General features: G+C 62.3%; 14 protein-coding genes. 4 read left to right on the top strand and 10 right to left on the bottom strand.

What is annotated here, in order from left to right:
• Positions 1-10 precede the first annotated feature (10 nt).
• On the top strand, positions 11-898 hold the full coding sequence (gene cyoE, locus HKK57_RS04775; RefSeq protein WP_029300217.1) for a heme o synthase: 888 nt from the start codon (positions 11-13) through the stop codon (positions 896-898).
• A 201-nt stretch (positions 899-1,099) separates the two neighbouring features.
• Here the strand turns inward: cyoE and HKK57_RS04770 are convergent, their stop codons facing one another.
• From HKK57_RS04770 to HKK57_RS04735, 8 genes are all read right to left on the bottom strand, one after another.
• Positions 1,100-1,804, bottom strand: a complete 705-nt coding sequence (locus HKK57_RS04770) for a hypothetical protein (RefSeq protein WP_070996862.1) — start codon at positions 1,802-1,804, stop codon at positions 1,100-1,102.
• Between the two features lie 107 nt (positions 1,805-1,911).
• Positions 1,912-2,829, bottom strand: a complete 918-nt coding sequence (locus tag HKK57_RS04765) for a CobW family GTP-binding protein (RefSeq protein ID WP_169389846.1) — start codon at positions 2,827-2,829, stop codon at positions 1,912-1,914.
• Complete coding sequence (locus HKK57_RS04760) at positions 2,826-4,562, bottom strand: amidohydrolase (RefSeq protein ID WP_092233723.1); 1,737 nt, start codon at positions 4,560-4,562, stop codon at positions 2,826-2,828. The genes HKK57_RS04765 and HKK57_RS04760 overlap by 4 nt, the downstream gene beginning before the upstream one ends.
• An 87-nt stretch (positions 4,563-4,649) precedes the next feature.
• Positions 4,650-5,831 carry a pyridoxal phosphate-dependent aminotransferase gene (locus tag HKK57_RS04755; protein ID WP_169389845.1) on the bottom strand — a complete coding sequence of 394 codons (1,182 nt, stop codon included), beginning with the start codon at positions 5,829-5,831 and terminating at the stop codon, positions 4,650-4,652.
• Between the two features lie 21 nt (positions 5,832-5,852).
• A complete protein-coding gene (locus HKK57_RS04750; RefSeq protein ID WP_029300227.1) occupies positions 5,853-6,542 on the bottom strand; it encodes an ABC transporter permease in 690 nt (229 codons plus the stop codon).
• 12 nt (positions 6,543-6,554) lie between these two features.
• Positions 6,555-7,268: an ABC transporter permease gene (locus tag HKK57_RS04745; RefSeq protein WP_029300229.1), complete on the bottom strand. Its 714-nt coding sequence runs from the start codon at positions 7,266-7,268 to the stop codon at positions 6,555-6,557.
• 18 nt (positions 7,269-7,286) lie between these two features.
• On the bottom strand, positions 7,287-8,060 hold the full coding sequence (locus tag HKK57_RS04740) for a transporter substrate-binding domain-containing protein (protein ID WP_169389844.1): 774 nt from the start codon (positions 8,058-8,060) through the stop codon (positions 7,287-7,289).
• A 47-nt stretch (positions 8,061-8,107) separates the two neighbouring features.
• Positions 8,108-8,890: an ABC transporter ATP-binding protein gene (locus HKK57_RS04735; protein ID WP_029300232.1), complete on the bottom strand. Its 783-nt coding sequence runs from the start codon at positions 8,888-8,890 to the stop codon at positions 8,108-8,110.
• A gap of 305 nt (positions 8,891-9,195) precedes the next feature.
• Between HKK57_RS04735 and HKK57_RS04730 the strand changes: the two genes are divergently transcribed.
• The 3 genes from HKK57_RS04730 (at position 9,196) to HKK57_RS04720 (ending at position 14,005) form a co-directional block, all read left to right on the top strand.
• Positions 9,196-10,080 carry a LysR substrate-binding domain-containing protein gene (locus tag HKK57_RS04730; RefSeq protein ID WP_029300234.1) on the top strand — a complete coding sequence of 295 codons (885 nt, stop codon included), beginning with the start codon at positions 9,196-9,198 and terminating at the stop codon, positions 10,078-10,080.
• Between the two features lie 118 nt (positions 10,081-10,198).
• Positions 10,199-11,806, top strand: a complete 1,608-nt coding sequence (locus HKK57_RS04725) for a 5-guanidino-2-oxopentanoate decarboxylase (protein ID WP_169389843.1) — start codon at positions 10,199-10,201, stop codon at positions 11,804-11,806.
• 165 nt (positions 11,807-11,971) lie between these two features.
• Complete coding sequence (locus HKK57_RS04720) at positions 11,972-14,005, top strand: c-type cytochrome (protein ID WP_169389842.1); 2,034 nt, start codon at positions 11,972-11,974, stop codon at positions 14,003-14,005.
• 781 nt (positions 14,006-14,786) lie between these two features.
• Here HKK57_RS04720 and HKK57_RS04715 read toward each other — a convergent pair.
• A complete protein-coding gene (locus HKK57_RS04715; protein ID WP_029300239.1) occupies positions 14,787-15,800 on the bottom strand; it encodes a diguanylate cyclase domain-containing protein in 1,014 nt (337 codons plus the stop codon).
• A gap of 150 nt (positions 15,801-15,950) precedes the next feature.
• Positions 15,951-17,870 (bottom strand): alkaline phosphatase D family protein, encoded by a 1,920-nt coding sequence (locus tag HKK57_RS04710; RefSeq protein ID WP_154907793.1) that lies wholly within the window; start codon positions 17,868-17,870, stop codon positions 15,951-15,953.
• Positions 17,871-17,893 lie beyond the last annotated feature (23 nt).

The raw sequence follows: 17,893 nt of genomic DNA, 5'->3' as shown, positions 1-17,893 counted from the left end.
GTAAGACCCGATGTCGCTTAAGCACTTTATCCAAATCACCAAACCGGGGATCATTTTCGGTAACGTGCTTTCTGTGGCAGGCGGTTTCTTCCTGGCCTCCAAGGGGCATGTCGATCTGGCCATCTTCCTGGCGGCAATGATCGGCACTTCCCTTGTTGTGGCCTCCGGTTGCGTGTTCAACAACTGCATCGACCGTGACATCGATATCAAGATGGAGCGCACCAAGAATCGCGTGCTGGTCCAGGGCCTTATCTCCCTGAAACTGGCACTGATCTTTGCGACCGTCCTCGGTGTTGCCGGCGTGGCATTGCTGTACACGGTGGCCAATCCGCTGGCGGCGTTGTTTGCCGTGATCGGTTTTGTCATCTACGTCGGCCTCTACAGCCTGTACCTCAAGCGCAAGTCGGTTCACGGCACGCTGGTGGGCAGTCTGTCGGGGGCGATGCCGCCGGTGATTGGTTACGTGGCTGTGACCAATAGCTTCGACATGGCCGCGCTGGTGCTACTGGTGATGTTCAGCCTGTGGCAGATGCCGCACTCCTACGCCATTGCGATCTTCCGTTTCAACGACTACCTGGCGGCTTCGATTCCGGTATTGCCGGTCAAGCGCGGCATCCAGGTGGCGAAGAAACACATCCTGCTCTACATCCTGGCCTTCCTCGTGGCGACCTTGATGTTGACCTTCAGTGGCTATGCCGGCATGAGCTACCTCGCCGTCGCCGCGGCCATGGGCATGTACTGGTTGTACATGGCCTGGACCGGCTACAAGGCGGTGGATGACACCGTCTGGGCGCGCAAGTTGTTCGTCTTCTCGATCTTCACCATCACCGCCTTGAGCGTGATGATGTCCCTGGATTTCCAGGTGCCGAAAGAGTTGCTGCTGACTTACGCCCACTGAGTTGGGATGCAATGAAAAGCCCCGCCTTCGAGAGAAGAGCGGGGCTTTTTATTGAGCTCTGAAAATACCGCAGAACCCTGTGGGAGCGGCGGTGCGACGATTCGACTTGCCCGCGATAGCAATGAATCAGTCGATACATGTGTTGGCTGACCCAACGCTATCGCGGGCAAGCCCGCTCCCACCTTTTTTGGGGGGTAGGGCTTATTGCTGGGCGATGCTGTAACCGTCAAACGCCGTCTGCTGCTGCAGCGCGGTGACGATGCTCTTGCGCGTCAAAGGCTGCTCGGCACCGGAGTTATCCACAAAGGTCTCGCTCTCAAGCTCGGCCTCGTCGCCTTCACCCACAAAGCTGAAACCGAGGAATTCCAGCGCCTCGCGGTCGACATTGAGTTTGGAGCGCGGTGTGCGCAATGGCAGGGTGACGCTGATGCCATCCTTGCTGATCACAAACACTTCCACTTCCTTTTTCACCCGTGCGGCCTTGCCTTTGCCGGCGCTTGGGTTGCTGATGGCCTGGTGGGTCTGGTTCAGCACCTTCAGCGCCAGGCCGTAGACCAGTTCCTGGAACTCGGGGTCGTCCTTGAAGCTGGAAAGGATGCGGCTGATCGAGAACTTGCTGCTCAGGTCTTCAAGGGCGGCGTTGTCGGCGGCTTCGGCGTCCTTGAGCTGCTTGAGCTGGCCCATCAGGTCGTAGGCCTTGTCATCGTCAAAGGCGTCGTGGGCCTGGCGGATGGCCACGCGCAACTCGCGGATCTGGTCGCTTTCCTTGGAGGTATGGAACGCGTCCAGCACCATTTCACTGATGTTCTTGGCCGCTGGCACATGCTGTGAAAGATTGATGGCGTTTTCGTATTCAGCTTTGGATTGCAAGGTGACTACGGATTCTTCGGTACGGGAATCAGACATTGAAATTTCACTACTTCTGTAAGCGGGGAGACGAAAAAGCGTCGGGCATTTTCAAGGGCCAGGGTAGCAAGGTCAAGGCGGCACTCTGCCTTCATCGTCATCCGCGTCTACAGGCCCTGCATCTCCTGCAATTGCGCCTCCAACCGCTCCCGCAGGTCACTGCCGCGCCGCGCGATAAACACCAGTTGTGCCGAACTTTGCGCATGCTCGCCGCTGGCCAGGGTGAACTGGCTGCGGTTGCCCACATGTTGCAGCCAGAAGGGCTGGTCGTTGCCCTGCAAATGCACCAGGCCTTTAAGGCGGAACACGTCCTTGGGCAGTTGCCCCAGCCAGTCGCGCAGGGCCTTGGCCGGCAGGGCCTGGGTGCCTTGCCAGGTCCAGCTTTCAAACAGTTCATGGTGCGGCGCCGGCACGGGAGTAAAGCCGTTGCGCGGGCTGCGTTCGCCCAGCAGCAGGGCGTCGGGGATCTGCGCCTGCACGGTGCTGATCACCCGTGTGCGCGCACCGATAGTTGCGCGCAGGCTTTGCAGTTCGGCGGCGCTGACCAGATCGGCCTTGTTCAGCAGCACCAGGTCGGCACAGGCCACCTGAGCGCGGGACAAACGGGCGAACTCACCTTCCAGGGCGGCATAACCGCTGGCATCCACCAGGGTGATCACCGTATCCAGATGCAAGTGCGCCTTGAGCTGTGGATAACCCAGGGTCTGAACAATGCGCTGCGGGTCGGACACGCCACTGCACTCGATCACGATGCGATCCAGGCGCGGGCGCAGTTGGCTCAGGCTCACCAGTTGCGCCAGCAGGTCCTCTTGCACGGTGCAGCAGATGCAGCCGTTCTGCAGGCTGAACACCGCATCGGTGACTTCGGCGATGATCGCCGCATCGATATTCAGCTCGCCAAAGTCATTCACGATCACCGCCATCCGCCCATGTTGCGGCTGCTGTGCGATGCGGTTGAGCAGGGTGGTCTTGCCGGCGCCGAGAAAGCCCGAGACCACCGTGACGGCAATGCTGTCGTTATTCATTCGATCACCGGCGGCAGGCCCTGCCACACAGCTTGCAAGGCTGTGCCTTCAAACGCGTTGAGACGGTCGTAGACCGGACGGCCATCGACAAAGGTCAGCAGCACCTGGGTCTGGTGTATGTAGTTGCGCGCCGGCTGGGCGAACAGGTCGCGGTCGATCACGATCAGGTCGGCGCACTTGCCCACTTCCAGGCTGCCGGTGGAATGCTCCAGGCCCATGGCGTGGGCGCCGTTGAGGGTCGCCACTTGCAGCGCCTGTTCCAGGGTGATCGGCTCGCCGAAGCAGTCCGGTTCCTGGTTCCACGGGTTCTGCCGCGTGACCATGGTTTCCAGGGCCAGCCACGGGTCAATCGAGGCCACCGGCCAGTCAGTACCCATCACCGCCAGGCCACCTTCGGCCAGCACACCTTTGAAGTCGTAGATGCGCTTGAGGCGTTCGGCGCCATAACCGGAGCGGGCGCCACTGGCAAACGGCGTCGGGTACCAGGCCGCCGGGGAGAACTCGGCGATCACGTTCAGCGCCTTGAAGCGCTTGAGGTTGCCCGGATGCAGCAGGGTGCTGTGGGCGCACTGGTGCCGGATGCCGCTGTCGCCATTGACCCGCCGCGCCTCGGCCACCGCATCGAGGAATACATCGGAGGCGCCGTCGCCGGTGCAGTGGGCGATCACCCGCAGGCCGCGACGGTCCATGTCCACCACCATGTCGGTGATGTGTTCCGGGGTCAGGTTGAGCTTGCCGCGCCAGGTGGAGTCGGCGGCCCAGGGTGTCATCAGGTACGAAGACTTGGGCTCCACGGTGCCGTCGAAGTGGAACTTCACCGCGTTGGCATTGAGCCGCGCGCTGCGGTAGTAGTGACGCTCGCCACCGAGCAGTTCCCAGCGCCGGCGCACCGGGAAAATATCGTCCTGCCAACTGATCGCCGCTTCCACGCGCACGCTCAATTCGCCGGCGTCGTCCAGTTCCTTGAGGGCGTCCAGGCGCCGCTCGCAGACGTGCACGTACTTGGTCGCGGTAACGCCGCGTGAGCTCTGGAAGTGCACGCCGTCGCGGTAGGCCCGGCGCAGCACCGCCACCGGTGTGGGCGGCATGGCCGCGTGGATCAGCGCGTAGGCACCGTCGATCATCAGGCCATTGGGCTCGCCGCTGAGTTCGTCGCGCTCCATATAGCCGTTGCGCGGGTCGGCGGTGTGGCGGTCGATGCCGGCCAGTTTCAAGGCGCAGGAGTTGACCATCATGGTGCCCCACATGCGGTCCAGCAGCGCCACCGGGCGGTCCGGCATGATGCTGTCGAGCCATTCGCGACCAGGGGTCAGCCCGGCTTCGCGGAAGGTGTAGCGCACCCAGTATTGGCCGTAGATCCAGCCATCACCGGGGTGGGCGTCGGCATAGGCGTGGATCGCCGCCGCCAGTTGTTCGGGGGTGGGGTCTTCGATGCCCACGTCCAGGTCATCGCTGTAGCGCGGGGCCAGGGCGAGGTCGGGGTGAGTGTGCATGTCGTGCAGACCGGGCATGCAGAATGCGCCCAGCAGATCGTGCTGGCGGGTCTGCGGGCCGATCAGGTGTTGCAGGTCGGCGAGCGTGCCCACCGCGATAAAACGTCCCCCGCGAATCGCCACCGCGTCGGCCCACGGCTGGCTCGGGTCGAGGGTGTAGAAACGGCCATGGTGCAGCACCAGGTCAGCGTGCTCGCCGACAACGGAGTGGGTGGAAGTGAATTGGTCGGAAGCGGTCACGGGGGAAACCTCAATATTCAAGACGAGCAAAGATCAAATGTGGGAACAGGCAAGCCAGCTCCCACATCAATCCCAGTGTTCACATAATCAGCGGTTGGCTCTCAGGCCCTCGACGAACCCGGCAATGCGCTGGCAGGCGTCCTTGAGGGTGTCGTCGGCGACGGTAAAGGAGATGCGCACAAAGCCCTCGGCACTGGCGCCAAACGCCTGGGCATCGAGCACCGAAACGCCGGTGGCGCGGAACAGCTGCCAGGCAAAGTCCATGCTCGACAGCCCCGTGCGGCGCACGTCCACCAGCATGAACATCCCGGCCTGGGGCACGCGGCAATCGAGGTCGGCAATGCCGCCGAGGCCCGCTACCACCAGGTCACGCCGGCGGCGATACACCGTGCGCGCATCGCTGACCACTTCGTCATCCAGTTCCAGGGCCTTGATCGCCGCTTCCTGGATAAACCCCGGCAAGCCATAGAGCATGCACAGCAGCAGGTTATCCAGGTGGCCCACCAACGCAGTCGGCGCTACCACCCAACCCACGCGCCAGCCGGTCATGGCGTGGGTTTTCGACAGGCTGTTGAGCACCACGGTGCGCTCAGCCATGCCCGGCAGCGAGGCGATGCTCAGGTGCGGCTGGTCGTAAATGATCTGGCCGTAGACTTCATCGGAAATCACCCACAGGTCATGCTCACGGGCTACTTCGGCCACCAGTTCCAGCTCTTCCCGGCTGTAGACGTTGCCGGTGGGGTTGCAGGGCGTGGCCAGGGCAATGCCCCGGGTCTTGGCGCTAATGGCTTTTTCCAGGGCGGCGCGGGTCAGGCGGAAACCGTTGGCCGCCGGTTGTTCGATGGTTGCGATGCGCGCACCGGAAGCATGGATGCACGCTTCATAAGTCAGGTACATCGGTTCTGGCACCAGCACTTCATCGCCCTGGCTGAACAGGCACAGCGAGGTGGCGAACAGGCCGTTTTGCGCACCGGCCACCAGGGCCACGTTATCAGCGTGTACGGCAATCCCTTGCAGGCGGCTTTGCTTGGCGGCAATCGCCTCGCGCAGGGCCGGCCGGCCGAGGACGTGGGTGTAGTGAGTGTCGCCGGCGCGCAGGGCATCGACGGCGGTTTCGCAAATGGCGCTGGCGGTGGCGAAGTCCGGGTCGCCCACGCTCAACACAATCACATCTTCGCCACGGCCACGGGCTTCGACGGCCGCGTAGTGAATATCCCAGGCGCTGACGGACTCGCCACTAATGCGCTCGACAAACGGTGAATAACGCATCCTTGTTCTCCTAAAGTTGATTCAAGCCTGGCGCTGCGGGACTTTGCCCCAGCGCGAGAAGACGTGTTCGATCACGAACGCCAGGACAATGTAGATCACCGCCACGGCCAGCAGGGGTTCGTACACCCGCAGCGTCTGCGCACGCACCAGGTTGGCGGCGCCGAGCAAGTCGGTGACGGCCACGGTGGAAGCCAGCGCGGTGGCCTTGAGCAGTAGCACGGTCTCGCCCACCAATGTCGGCTTCACCAGCTCCAGCGCCCGCGGCAGCCAGACCCGGCGCAGCACCATCAGGCGCTTCATGCCAAAGGCCCGCGCCGCTTCCAGCTCGCCCCGTGGCACCGCACGCAGGGCGCCGCGCAACACTTCGCCGACATAGGCGCCGACACACAGGATCAGCGCCAGGGCCACGTACCAGAAACCTTCACGCAAGTACGGCCAGAGGAAGCTGCCGCGAATCAGCGGGTAGCTGGCAAACACGCTGCCTACGCCGTAATACAGGATGTAGATCTGCACCAGCAGCGGCGTGCCCCGGAATACCGCGGTGTAGGCGCGCAGCGGCGCACTGATCAGCGGGTTGGACGACAAGCGCCCCAACGCCACCAGCACCGCCAGCAAGAACCCGAACACCCCGGACAACGCCAGCAATTTCAGGGTGATGCCCAGGCCATGCAGCAGCTCGTTGCCAAAACTGTTGATCCATGAAAAATCCATCCACTGCGCTCCTTAGTGCTGCGGCATCCAGCGGTTGATCCGTCGCTCGAACACCCGGAAGGCGCCGTTGGAAATCAGGGTGATGATGAAATACACCGCTGCCACCGCCAGGTAGAACACCAGGTAATGTTTGGTGGAACCGGCCGCCTGCTTGCCCACCGAGAGCAGCTCGCTGTAGCCGACGATGCTGATCAGCGCGCTGTCCTTGACCAGCACCAGCCACAGGTTCGACAGGCCGGCCATGGCAAACGGCAGCATGCTGGGCAGCAACACCCGGCGTACCAGCAACCAGCGCTCGATACCAAAGGCCCGCGCTGCTTCCAATTGGCCGACGGGAATGGCCTGGATCGCGCCACGAATGATCTCCGCCGAATAGGCGCCCTGGACAATGCCCAGCACCAGCACGGCGGCGATAAAGCCATTGACCGTCACGCTGTCGCGGCCCATGGCGGCCATCGCCATGTTCAGCAGGTCGGTGCCGGCGTAATACAGCAGCAAAATCAGCAGCAACTCCGGCACCGCGCGGTACAGCGTGGTGTACAGGTTGGCCAGGCGCACCATCCAGCGTGGGCCCTTGAGCTTGATCATGGCCACCAGCAGGCCGATGCCCAGGCCCAGCACAAAGGCCCCGGCGGAAATCTGCAAGGTCACCACCGCCCCCTGGAGCAGGGCGTTGAGCCAGCCGTCGGCGACGAACAGCTGGGAGAGTTCGGACAAAGAAATCATGGCGCGTTCCGTTGGACGTTATTGCGCGGAAATATCGACGCTGAAATAGCGGCTGCGAATTTTGTCGTAGGTGCCGTCAGCCTTCAGCGCCGCCAGCGCGGTGTTGAGCTGCTCGCGCAGGTTGTCATCACCCTTGCGCACGGCGGCGCCGATGCCGGAGCCGAACAATGGATCCTTGGGCGCCAGGCCCTTGTCGGCCAGGCCGCTGCCAGCATCAGACTTGAGCATCGGCTCGATGGTCAGGGCGTCGGCCAGCATGACGTCGATCCGTCCGCTTTGCAGGTCGGCGGTCATGTCGTCCTGGGTGTTGTAGTAGCGCAGGGTCGAACTCTTGGCGTAGTAAGCCTTGAGATACGTGGCGTTGGACGTCGAGCCCTGTACGCCGATCAGCTTGCCCTTGAGGCCTTCGGGGGTGGTGACCAGCTCCAGGCTTTTGTCGGCGACCCACATGGCTGGGGTCTGGTAGTAAGGGGCGGTGAAGGCGATGACCTTTTCGCGTTCCTCGGTGATGCTCAGGGAGTTGAGGATCACGTCGATCTGGCTCGATTGCAGCGCCGGAATCAGGCCGTCCCAGGACACTTCCTTGAGCGGGCATTGGGCTTGCAGGCGTTCGCACAGGGCCTTGATCAGGTCCGGTTCGAAACCGCTCCAGGCGCCATTGCCGGCTTTTTCGGAGAACGGTGGGTACGGTTCCAGGGCGATGCCAAAGACAATTTTGTCGGCGGCAACGGCACTGTGGGAAAGCACGGCGAGCACGCAGCCGGCGGCGAGGGATTTCAGAGTGTTGTGCATGGCTTGACCCTTTCGAAGTTATTGTTTTGAAGGATGGAAGCGGCAGTTCAAACGCGATTGTCCTGGGCCATGACGAACTGGCGGCAACGCTCGCTGGTGGGGTTCTGGAAGACTTGCTGTGGCGTGCCTTCTTCTTCAACCAACCCTTGGTGCAAAAACATGACTTTGCTCGATACATCGCGGGCAAACGCCATTTCGTGGGTGACGAGGATCATGGTGCGGCCTTCTTCGGCGATGCCCTGGATCACCTTCAGTACTTCGCCGACCAACTCCGGGTCGAGGGCCGAGGTAGGTTCATCCATCAGCAATACGCGCGGGCGCATGGCCAGGGCGCGGGCGATGGCCACGCGTTGTTGCTGGCCACCGGAAAGGAAGGCGGGGAACGCATCGCGCTTGCTGGCCAGGCCGACTTTTTCCAGCAGGTGCTCGGCGTGGGCGATGGCGTCCTTGCGGTCTTCACCCAGCACATATACCGGGGCTTCGATGACATTTTCCAGCACGGTGCGGTGGGGCCACAGGTTGAAGCTCTGGAACACCATGCCCAGTTGCGTGCGCAGGCGAGCGACTTGATCCGGGTCGGCGATCAGCGGGTTGCCGGCGCGGTCCTTTTTCAGGCGCACTTCTTCGCCGTTGATGCGCAGGCTGCCGCTGCAAGGGATTTCCAGGAGGTTGATGCAACGCAGCAGGGTGCTTTTGCCCGAACCGCTGGAACCGATCAGCGACACCACATCGCCTTCGTTGGCGCGCAGGGAAATGCCTTTGAGAACATGGTGCGCAGCGTAGCTCTTGTGCAGAGCATCAATGGCGACCACTGGGGTGACTGGGTTCAAGGGTTTTCCCTCTTTATTTTTGTAAATTGATCAACCTGGACACCGCCCCCTGTGGGAGCTGGCTTGCCAGCGAAAAACGCAAGAACACCACGTTTATCCAGCCTGCCCATGTCATCGTTGACGACCAACGCCGGCAAGTTTGGGCGTGCCGTGCTGAAGGTCGAGAATAGCCACTGGCTATTTGAGGTCAATCGAGCATTTTTCCGTCGATCTTGAAATTTAATTCAACTGTCCGCTTTGCCGGTGGCTATGTCTGACGGCCGATTACGGCTATGGTGCGGGTATCTTTGAGCAGGTGAACATCCATGCGTTACCCTTCCATGACCGCCTTGCGGGCGCTGGACGCGGTGGCCCGGCTGGGCAGTGTGTCCGAGGCCGCTACTGAGCTGAACCTCACCCCCAGCGCCATCAGCCACCAGATCAAGAGCCTGGAACAAACCCTGGGCTTTGCCCTGACCGAGCGCACCGGGCGCAATATCCGCATCACCTGGCAAGGCGAGCGCTATGCCCGGGATATCCATGGGCTGCTGGCCAATATCCTCGAGGCTGGCCAGCGCTTTGATGGCCAGCAGGTCAGCGGGCGCCTGTGTATCAGCAGCCCGGCGGGCTTTGCCACCTATTGGCTGTGCACGCATATCGCCGACTTCCAGGCCCTTTATCCACAGGTCGAACTGCACCTGATTTCACCGCGCACCCCAGACGACACCAGCGACCACGGCGCCGACCTGTTTATCGCCTACGGCATGGGCGACTGGCCCAACCAGCATGTGCAGAAGATCGTTTCGCTGCGCTACTTCCCGGTGTGCAGCCCGCGCCTGGTCAACACCATGGGCGGCCTGAAGAACCCGGAGCACCTGGCCGGCGCACCTTTGCTGCATATGATCGACTACTCCGACTGGCGCGTCTGGCTGGCCGCCGCCGGGGCGCCGAATGTCGATGTGCAGCGCGGCATCGTGTTTGCCGATGCGCACTTTGTGCAGTCGGCGTGCATCGCCAGCCAGGGTATCGCCATGGGCGACAACCTGATCAGCGGTGAAGCCCTGGCCAGGGGCTTGCTGGTGCGACCGTTCGAGACCGAGATCGAGTCCAACCGTGGCTATTACCTGGTGGCCGATCACCAGAAAGTCGAACGACCGGTGGTGCAGGCGTTTGGCGAGTGGGTGAAGTCGCAGCTGGGCGGCGGGCTTTAACGCCAGGCAATCCGTGAATTTTTTTTGCCAATGGCCGGTAAATTTTTTGCTTGTCCGCCCTCGGGTCGCACCCTAAGGTCTGGCCAATCGACACAGAACAATAAGAAGGAAGTGAGCAATGACCACCTGCGCCCAGTCCCTGGTTCGCCTGCTGGAAGGTTATGGGGTAGATACCGTGTTCGGTATCCCCGGCGTGCATACCGTCGAGCTCTATCGCGGCCTGCACGGTAGCCGCCTGCGCCATGTCAGCCCGCGCCATGAACAGGGTGCCGGTTTTATGGCCGACGGCTACGCCCGCGCCAGTGGCAAGCCGGGCGTCTGTTTCATCATTACCGGCCCGGGCATGACCAATATTCTGACCGCCATGGGCCAGGCTTATGCCGACTCGGTGCCGATGCTGGTGATTTCCACCACCAACCGCCGCGAACATCTGCGCCTGGGCCACGGGCATCTGCACGAGTTGCCGGATCAGCGCGCGATGGTCGCGGGGGTGTGTGCGTTCAGCCACACGTTGCAATCGCCTGAGCAATTGCCCGAACTGCTGGCCCGCGCTTTCGCCGTGTTCAAATGTGCGCGCCCGCGCCCTGTGCACCTGGAAATCCCTCTGGATGTGCTGGACATGCCGGCCATCGACCTCAACCTGATGCCCCGCAGCCTGCCAGGCGCACCGGCCCCGGCGCCGGCCTCGTTGCGTGCGGCGTTGAATTTGCTCAACGACGCGCGCCGGCCGCTGATTCTCGCCGGCGGCGGTGCCCGTGATTGCGCCGAGGTGTTGCAGCAACTGGCCGAGCGCCTGCAAGCGCCGGTGGCCCTGACCACTAATGCCCGTGGCTTGCTGCCCATGAACCACCCCTTATTGCTGGACGGCGTGCAGTCATCCAAACATGGCCGCTCGCTGTTTGACGAAGCCGATGTGATCCTCGCCGTGGGCACGGAGCTTGGGGAAACCGACTACGACTTCTTCGGCCTTGGCCCACTGAAATTCAAGGCACCGCTGATCCGTCTGGATATCGACCCGATGCAAGTCATGGGCGTGCAACGGGCCCATGTCGGGCTGGTGGGCGATGCCCGCGAAGGGTTGCAGGCGCTGCTGGATGAGGTCCGCCCACCTGCCCCGAGCGGGCGTTGGGCACAGGACAGCGTGCAGCGGGTCAACCGTCTGGAGCGCGAGACATGGAATGCCAAGCAACAGGGGCTGCAAGGCTTGCTGGACCTGCTGCGCGACAGCCTGGTCGACCCATTGATCGTCGGCGATTCGACCCAGCCGGTGTATCAGGGCGCGGTGGGCTACCAGGCGCCGGCGGCCAACAGTTGGTTCAATGCTGGCACTGGCTACGGCACTCTCGGCTACGGGTTGCCGGCGGCTATCGGTGCCAAGCTGGCCAAGCCCGAGCGACCGGTGGTGGCGCTGGTGGGCGATGGCGGCCTGCAGTTTGCCAGCAACGAACTGATCGCAGCCCGGGAGGCAGGTATCGGCGTGATCCTGGTGGTGTGGAACAACCAGTGCTACGGCGAGATCCGCGACTATATGCAAGCCCGGGAAATCACCCCGCTGGGCGTGGATATCATGACCCCGGACTTTGCCGCGATGGCCCGCAGCTGCCATGTCGAGCACCACACGGCGGACACGCCACAGGCCTTGCACACGTTGTTGCAAGCCCTGGCCACCAGCCGCCAACCGGTGATGATCGAACTCGACGCTGCGCAATACCTGCAAAACGCTTGAACCTCCCCCGGCCCTGATCCATATCAACGGGCCACCCTCGAAAATCCGCTACAACAAACCGGGGCTTACAAAGCCCCGGTTGTCCGCCTGATGACCTCATAAAAACGAAGATAAACCTGTACCCAGGGGCCAACCCCCAGGCCAGGTTATTAAAGGAATAATGCGATGGCCCTTTCTCTGTCACGTTTGGCCTTGATGGGGGCGACGCTGTGTCTTGCGCTTCCCCTGCACGCCAACGAACCTGCCAAACCCGATACCGAGCTGATCGCCCAAGGCAAATACGTGGCCCAACTCGGTGACTGCATCGCCTGCCACACCGCCAAGCAAGGTCCACAGATGGCCGGCGGCCTGGAACTGAGCACGCCCATGGGCACCATCTATTCCAGCAACATCACCCCGGACCGCGAGACCGGCATCGGTCACTACAGCTTCGAACAGTTCGACCGCGTGATGCGTGAAGGTGTGACACCTGCTGGTATGAACCTGTACCCAGCCATGCCGTATCCGTCCTACGCGAAGATGAGCGAAGAGGACATGCGCGCCTTGTTCGCCTACCTGATGCATGAGGTCAAGCCGGTGAGCCAGGCCAACCTCGAAGCAGACATGGGGTTCCCGTTCAACCAGCGCTGGGGCCTGGCGTTGTGGAACTTCATGTTCCTCGACAAACAACCGTTCCAGCCCGCCCCGGCCCGGGATGCAGTGCTCAACCGCGGCGCCTATCTGGTCCAGGGCCTCGGCCACTGCGGCTCGTGCCATACCCCGCGGGGTATCGCCTTCCAGGAAAAAGCCATGAGCGACACCGGCAGCGGCGGCGAGCACTACCTGGGCGGGGAAACCGTCGAGCATTGGCGCGCCTTGAGTCTGCGCAACCTGTGGACGGTGGAAGACACCGTGCAACTGCTCAAGACCGGGCAGAACCGCTTTGCCACAGTGTCGGGCAACATGGTGGACGTGATCCGTCACAGTACCCAGCATTTCACGGACGCCGACCTGAAGGCCGTCGCGACGTATTTGAAATCCCTGCCACCGGGCAAGGACGACCTGCCGATGCCTGCGGTCGCCAAAGGTCCTGCCGAACTGCCCAAGGATTTGTTCACCAGCCGTGGCGGCCTGGGTTACATGCAGTTCTGCAGCGATTGCCACCGCAGCGACGGCGCCGGTGTGAAAGGGCTGTTCCCGGCATTGGCCGGCAACGCCGGCGTGGTTGCCAGCAACCCGACCTCGTTGCTGCACATTACCCTTACCGGTTGGGAAACCGCCGAGACCGCAGCCCATCCACGGGTCTACACCATGCCGGGCTTTGCGCGCCTGGGGAACAACGAAGTGGCGGAAATCCTCACCTTTGTGCGCACGCGCTGGGGTAACGAAGGCACGCCGATCAGTACCGCCCAGGTGAAGAAAATGCGTGACCAACTCAACCCGGTCAGCACCGACTCATCGGCGTTCGAAACCCCGCGCCTGGCCAATCTGCTGGCAGCTTCGAATGCCGACCAAGTGATACGCGGCATGCGCTTGCACCTGCAAACCAAGGAACTGCTGCCAGACAATGTCGGCAACTCGCTGAACTGCACCAGTTGCCATCTCAATGCCGGCACCGTGGCGGATGGTTCGCCGTTTGTGGGCGTGTCGGCCTTCTTCCCCAGCTACGCCCCGCGTGCTGGCAAGGTGGTGAGCCTGGAAGAACGCATCAACGGTTGCTTCCGCCGCTCGATGAATGGCAAACCGGTGCCGCCACAATCGGCGGACATGCAGGCGATGGTGGCGTACTTCGACTGGATGAAAAACAACACCAAGCCCGAGGACAAGGTGCCAGGCCGGGGTGTCGGCAAGATCGACCCGGCCATCAAGCCCGACCTTGCCAATGGCGAACAGGTCTACGCCAAGCAATGCGCGGTATGCCACGGCAATGACGGCGAAGGCCTGGTCCGAGCGGACGGCACTTTGGTGTACCCACCGTTGTGGGGCGATCAGTCGTTCAACATCGGTGCCGGCATGGCCCGCACTTACACCGCGGCGGCGTTCGTCAAACGCAACATGCCAATCGGCTTCCACGAAAAGTTCCCGTTGGGCCAGGGCGGCTTGTCGGACCAGGAAGCGGTGGACGTTGCCGCCTACTTCTCGCAAAAACCACGCCCGGACTTCCCGGATAAGGTCAAGGACTGGCCGAACGGCGGCAAGCCGGTGGATGCGCGTTACTAGCGCGGGGGTATTGGCAAAAAAACTGTGTCCTGTGGGGAATGGGGGCTGCTGCGCAGGAGGTCAGCTGTGGAGAGGGGGCTTGTCCCGCGTTGGGTGGCGAAGCCGCCCCGAAGCCTGTTTGCTCGGTGTGTCTGGCGTGGCTGGGGTGGGTTTGTTGGGGCTGCTGCGCAGCCCAGCGCGGGGCAAGCCCGCTTGCCACAACGGGCGCTCGGGCCGCAGTCGGCAGGCTGGCGCGGTAAATGTGGAGAGGGGGCTTGTCCCCCGTTGGGTGGCGAAGCCGCCCTAAAACCTGTTTGCTTGGTGTGTCAGGGGTAACTGGGGTGGGTTTGTTGGGGCTGCTGCGCAGCCCAGCGCGGGCAAGCCCGCTCGCCACAACAAGCCCGCTTGCCACAGCGGGTGCTCTGGCCGCAGTCGGCAGGCTGGCGCGGTAAATGTGGAGAGGGGGCTTGTCCCCCGGTGGGTGGCGAAGCCGCCCCAAAGCCTGTTTGCTCGGTGTGTCTGGCGTGGCTGGGGTGCTAATGTTGGGGCTGCTGCGCAGCCCAGCGCGGGGCAAGCCCTAATGCCGTTCAGTTAAGCGGATTCTGCTTTCTGTAGGAGCGAGCTTGCTCGCGAAGGACGTCAACGATAACGCGTGTTTGCTAGGTAAACGCGGCGCTCTCAAGTTCTTCGCGAGCAAGAACTAGGCGTCCCCCTCGCTCCTACAAAAAGGCTTAACTGAACGGCATTAGGGCAAGCCCGCTCGCCACAACAAGCCCGCTTGCCACAGGTATAGGCACAGTCCCTATTGTGAAACCCGGTCCTTGCCTGCTGCCTTGGACCGGTACAACGCCTGGTCCGCCCGAGCCATCAGGTTGGTGGGCGACTCGTGGTCGAGGCGTTGTACCACCCCCAGGCTCAAGGTCACTTTGAAATCACCCACAGGGGGGATGTCGAGGACTGCCTGGCGGATACGCTCGGCCAGTGCCATGGCGGTTTCCACGGTGCTCTTGGGCATGATCACCATAAACTCATCACCACCCCAGCGTGCCAGTAGATCGCCCTGGCGCACGCAATGCTCCAGGCGTTCGACTACCTGCAGCAGGGTGGCATCGCCCACGGCATGCCCGTGCTGGTCGTTGATCGGTTTGAAGTCATCGACATCCATGGCAATCACCGCCAACGGCAGGCGAAACCGCTGGGCGCGTTCGCATTCTTCCAGCAAGGCTTTTTCCAGGCGATAGCGGCTGGCGATACGGGTCAAGGTATCGCGCTCGGCCAGGGAGCGATTTTCGTCCAGTTGTAGCTGCAGTTGCTGGTTGACCCGCGACAGCTCACGGGTGCGTTCGGCCACCAGGGCTTCCAGGGATTGGTTGCGCCGCTCAAGTTGTTCCAGGGAGCGTTTGCGTTCGTGAATGCTGCGGTGTGCGCCGACCATACGCCACACCGAACCATCGGGATTGCGGGCGATCACGTAGCCACGGTCTTCGATCCATAGCCATGTGCCGTCTTTTTTTCGACAGCGGTACTCGACTTGATAGTGGGTGGCGCGGCTATTGATGTAGTCATCGAAGACTTTCATCACATGGGGGTAATCGTCGGGATGGATCACGCTTTCCCAGGTGAAGACGGTGTTTTCCAGGGAGTGGGGATTGTAGCCCAGCATTTCGTACCAGCCGGGGTTGCGGTAGACAAACCCGGTGTTGGCATTCCAGTCCCATATTCCATCGCTGACCAGTTCCATGATGGCATGGACCAGGTCGGCATTGACGTCGAAAAGCTCACCTTTCAACGGATCCTTATCGGATATATCGCCCATCTGCGCGCTCCCTGCGAGGGTGCTGGCTCACTATGGCCAGTCAGGTGTTAACGCCGATACTCCGTGGCTTGGCGTACTGTACAACGAGGCTTGCCTGCGTAGAAGAGGCCGCAAAACTATGGCTAAGTGCCATTGTTCGCGGCCTGCAGGCTATTGCGGCTCTACCATGCGCGTGGGCGGCGCACCGTTGGCATTGTGCTGGTAGATCGACTCAGGCTGGCCTTGTTCGTTGAAAAATACCTGGCCGATGCCGGCACTGTTCCACAGGCGCTCGCCGGCTTCGGCATGCTCCGGGATATACGGCACCACCTGCATGCGACGGCGACGGGTCAGCCAGTTCAGGGGCGAGCGCGGCGAGTACAGCCAGCGGTTGAGGCGGTCGAACCATTCCAGCAGGCGCGGCGGGAACTGGTTCTTGATGCCGCTGCTGGTGATCTGCCAGATATGCGGCCCGACATTACGATGGCGGATCAGCACCTTGTAGACGAACGAGTAGTGCACATCCCCCGACAGAATCACGTAGTTCCCCGGGGTACGCGAGTGGCGGAAGATATTCAGGATCACTTGCGCGGCGCCACGGTGGGCCATCCAGTTTTCGGCATCTACCAATAGCGGGTAGCCGCACCAACTGAAGATTTTCTGCACGGTTTCGATCAGTTTGACGCCGAAGATCGGCGCGGGCGAAACGATGATGGCCGACGGGTGGTCCAGCAGTTCCTGTTGCAATTCGCTCAAGGCTTCCCAGTCCAGCAGGCCGGACGGTTGCTTGAGGGTGAACTCACTGCGCCAGCGCCGCGTGCGGGTGTCGATGACCACCAGCGCCGGAGTGGTGGGTAGCACGTAGTGCCACTGCTGGAATTTCAGGAGTTCTTCCAGCAATTGGTCCTGGCTGGGGGCATGCAGATGATTGTCGTGGTCCTGGGCGGTGGCGGTCAGGGCCAGGGTTTTTTCCACGATTAGGGCGAAGGCATCGGGGTTGTTGCCCCAGCCCTGGCAAAGCATGTAGGCAAGCAGGGCGTTGCCGATGATGCGCTTGGAGAAGGGGTTGCCGTAGGCGGTCTGCTCCCACTGGGCGCTGAGGTTCCAGTCATCGGTAATGTCGTGATCATCGAAGATCATCAGGCATGGAACATGGGCGAACACCCGGGCCACGCCGGCCAGGCCATTGCGAAACTTATCCACAGGCACCTGTTCACGGGCGTAGCGTGCCCGTTCTTCCAGCGATAACCGCGTGGGAGGGTGCGGGGCGATCAGGCTCCAAGGGGTTGGCGACCAGGCCAGCAGGTACATCGCCATGACTTCGGCGAAAGTCACCAGGTGGTTGTCGGCGGTGCTGCTGGTGAAGATCGGTTTCTTCACGCCGCCAAAGAAGCGTTCGCGCAGGGTCTCGTTGCTCTCCAGCGCCGGTAACAGGTCGGCGCGATGGTAGTAGCTGGCGGGGTGGTCGTAGAGCCGGGTGCTGTCGTCCACCACTGCGCCATCGAGGTGTTCATCGAACAGGCCCAGGCGAGCAATCAGGCCATGAATGGCGCGCAGCATCGGCCCGGCGACATCGTCGGCATACACCTGGTCGCCGCTCATCATCAACAGGGCCGGGCGCTGGGCCAGGCTGCGATCTTCGGCCAACAGGCGGTCCGCGCAGAGCAGGCCTTCATCGGCGTAATGGTGGGGTTTGCGGCAAGAGCCGTGCAGCAACTGGCGGATACGGCTGTGCAGGATGAAATCCGGGGTCTGGGCATTGGCGTACAGCAGGTGCGGCGCCCACTCGGCGATGCCGCTTTGATCATCGGTCAGCAGGTCATAGCTGATGGGCACGTCCTGGGGCAGCGGCGTGTCCAGCGTTACATCGATCAGGTGGATAAACGCTGCGCGACCTACGGGGATCACCTGGCAGCGGCTGGCGTCGAGGTCGATATCCAGCGACTGTTGGCGCGCGTGCTGGGTGAACTGCAATCGCAGGGTCAGTGCCAGCGCACGACTGCCCACCAGCCACAACACCAGGCGCCCAGGTTCCAGACGACGCAACAGGGGGCCGGCGAGGACGGCGGGCAATGTGTCGGGTTGCAGCATGAAAAAATGGCTCTGTGCGAAGG

This window comes from Pseudomonas sp. ADAK21 (assembly GCF_012935735.1).
In the GTDB taxonomy this organism is placed as follows: domain Bacteria; phylum Pseudomonadota; class Gammaproteobacteria; order Pseudomonadales; family Pseudomonadaceae; genus Aquipseudomonas; species Aquipseudomonas proteolytica.
Note: the sequence above shows the minus strand (reverse complement) of the source record. Positions and strands in the feature narration are given on the sequence as shown.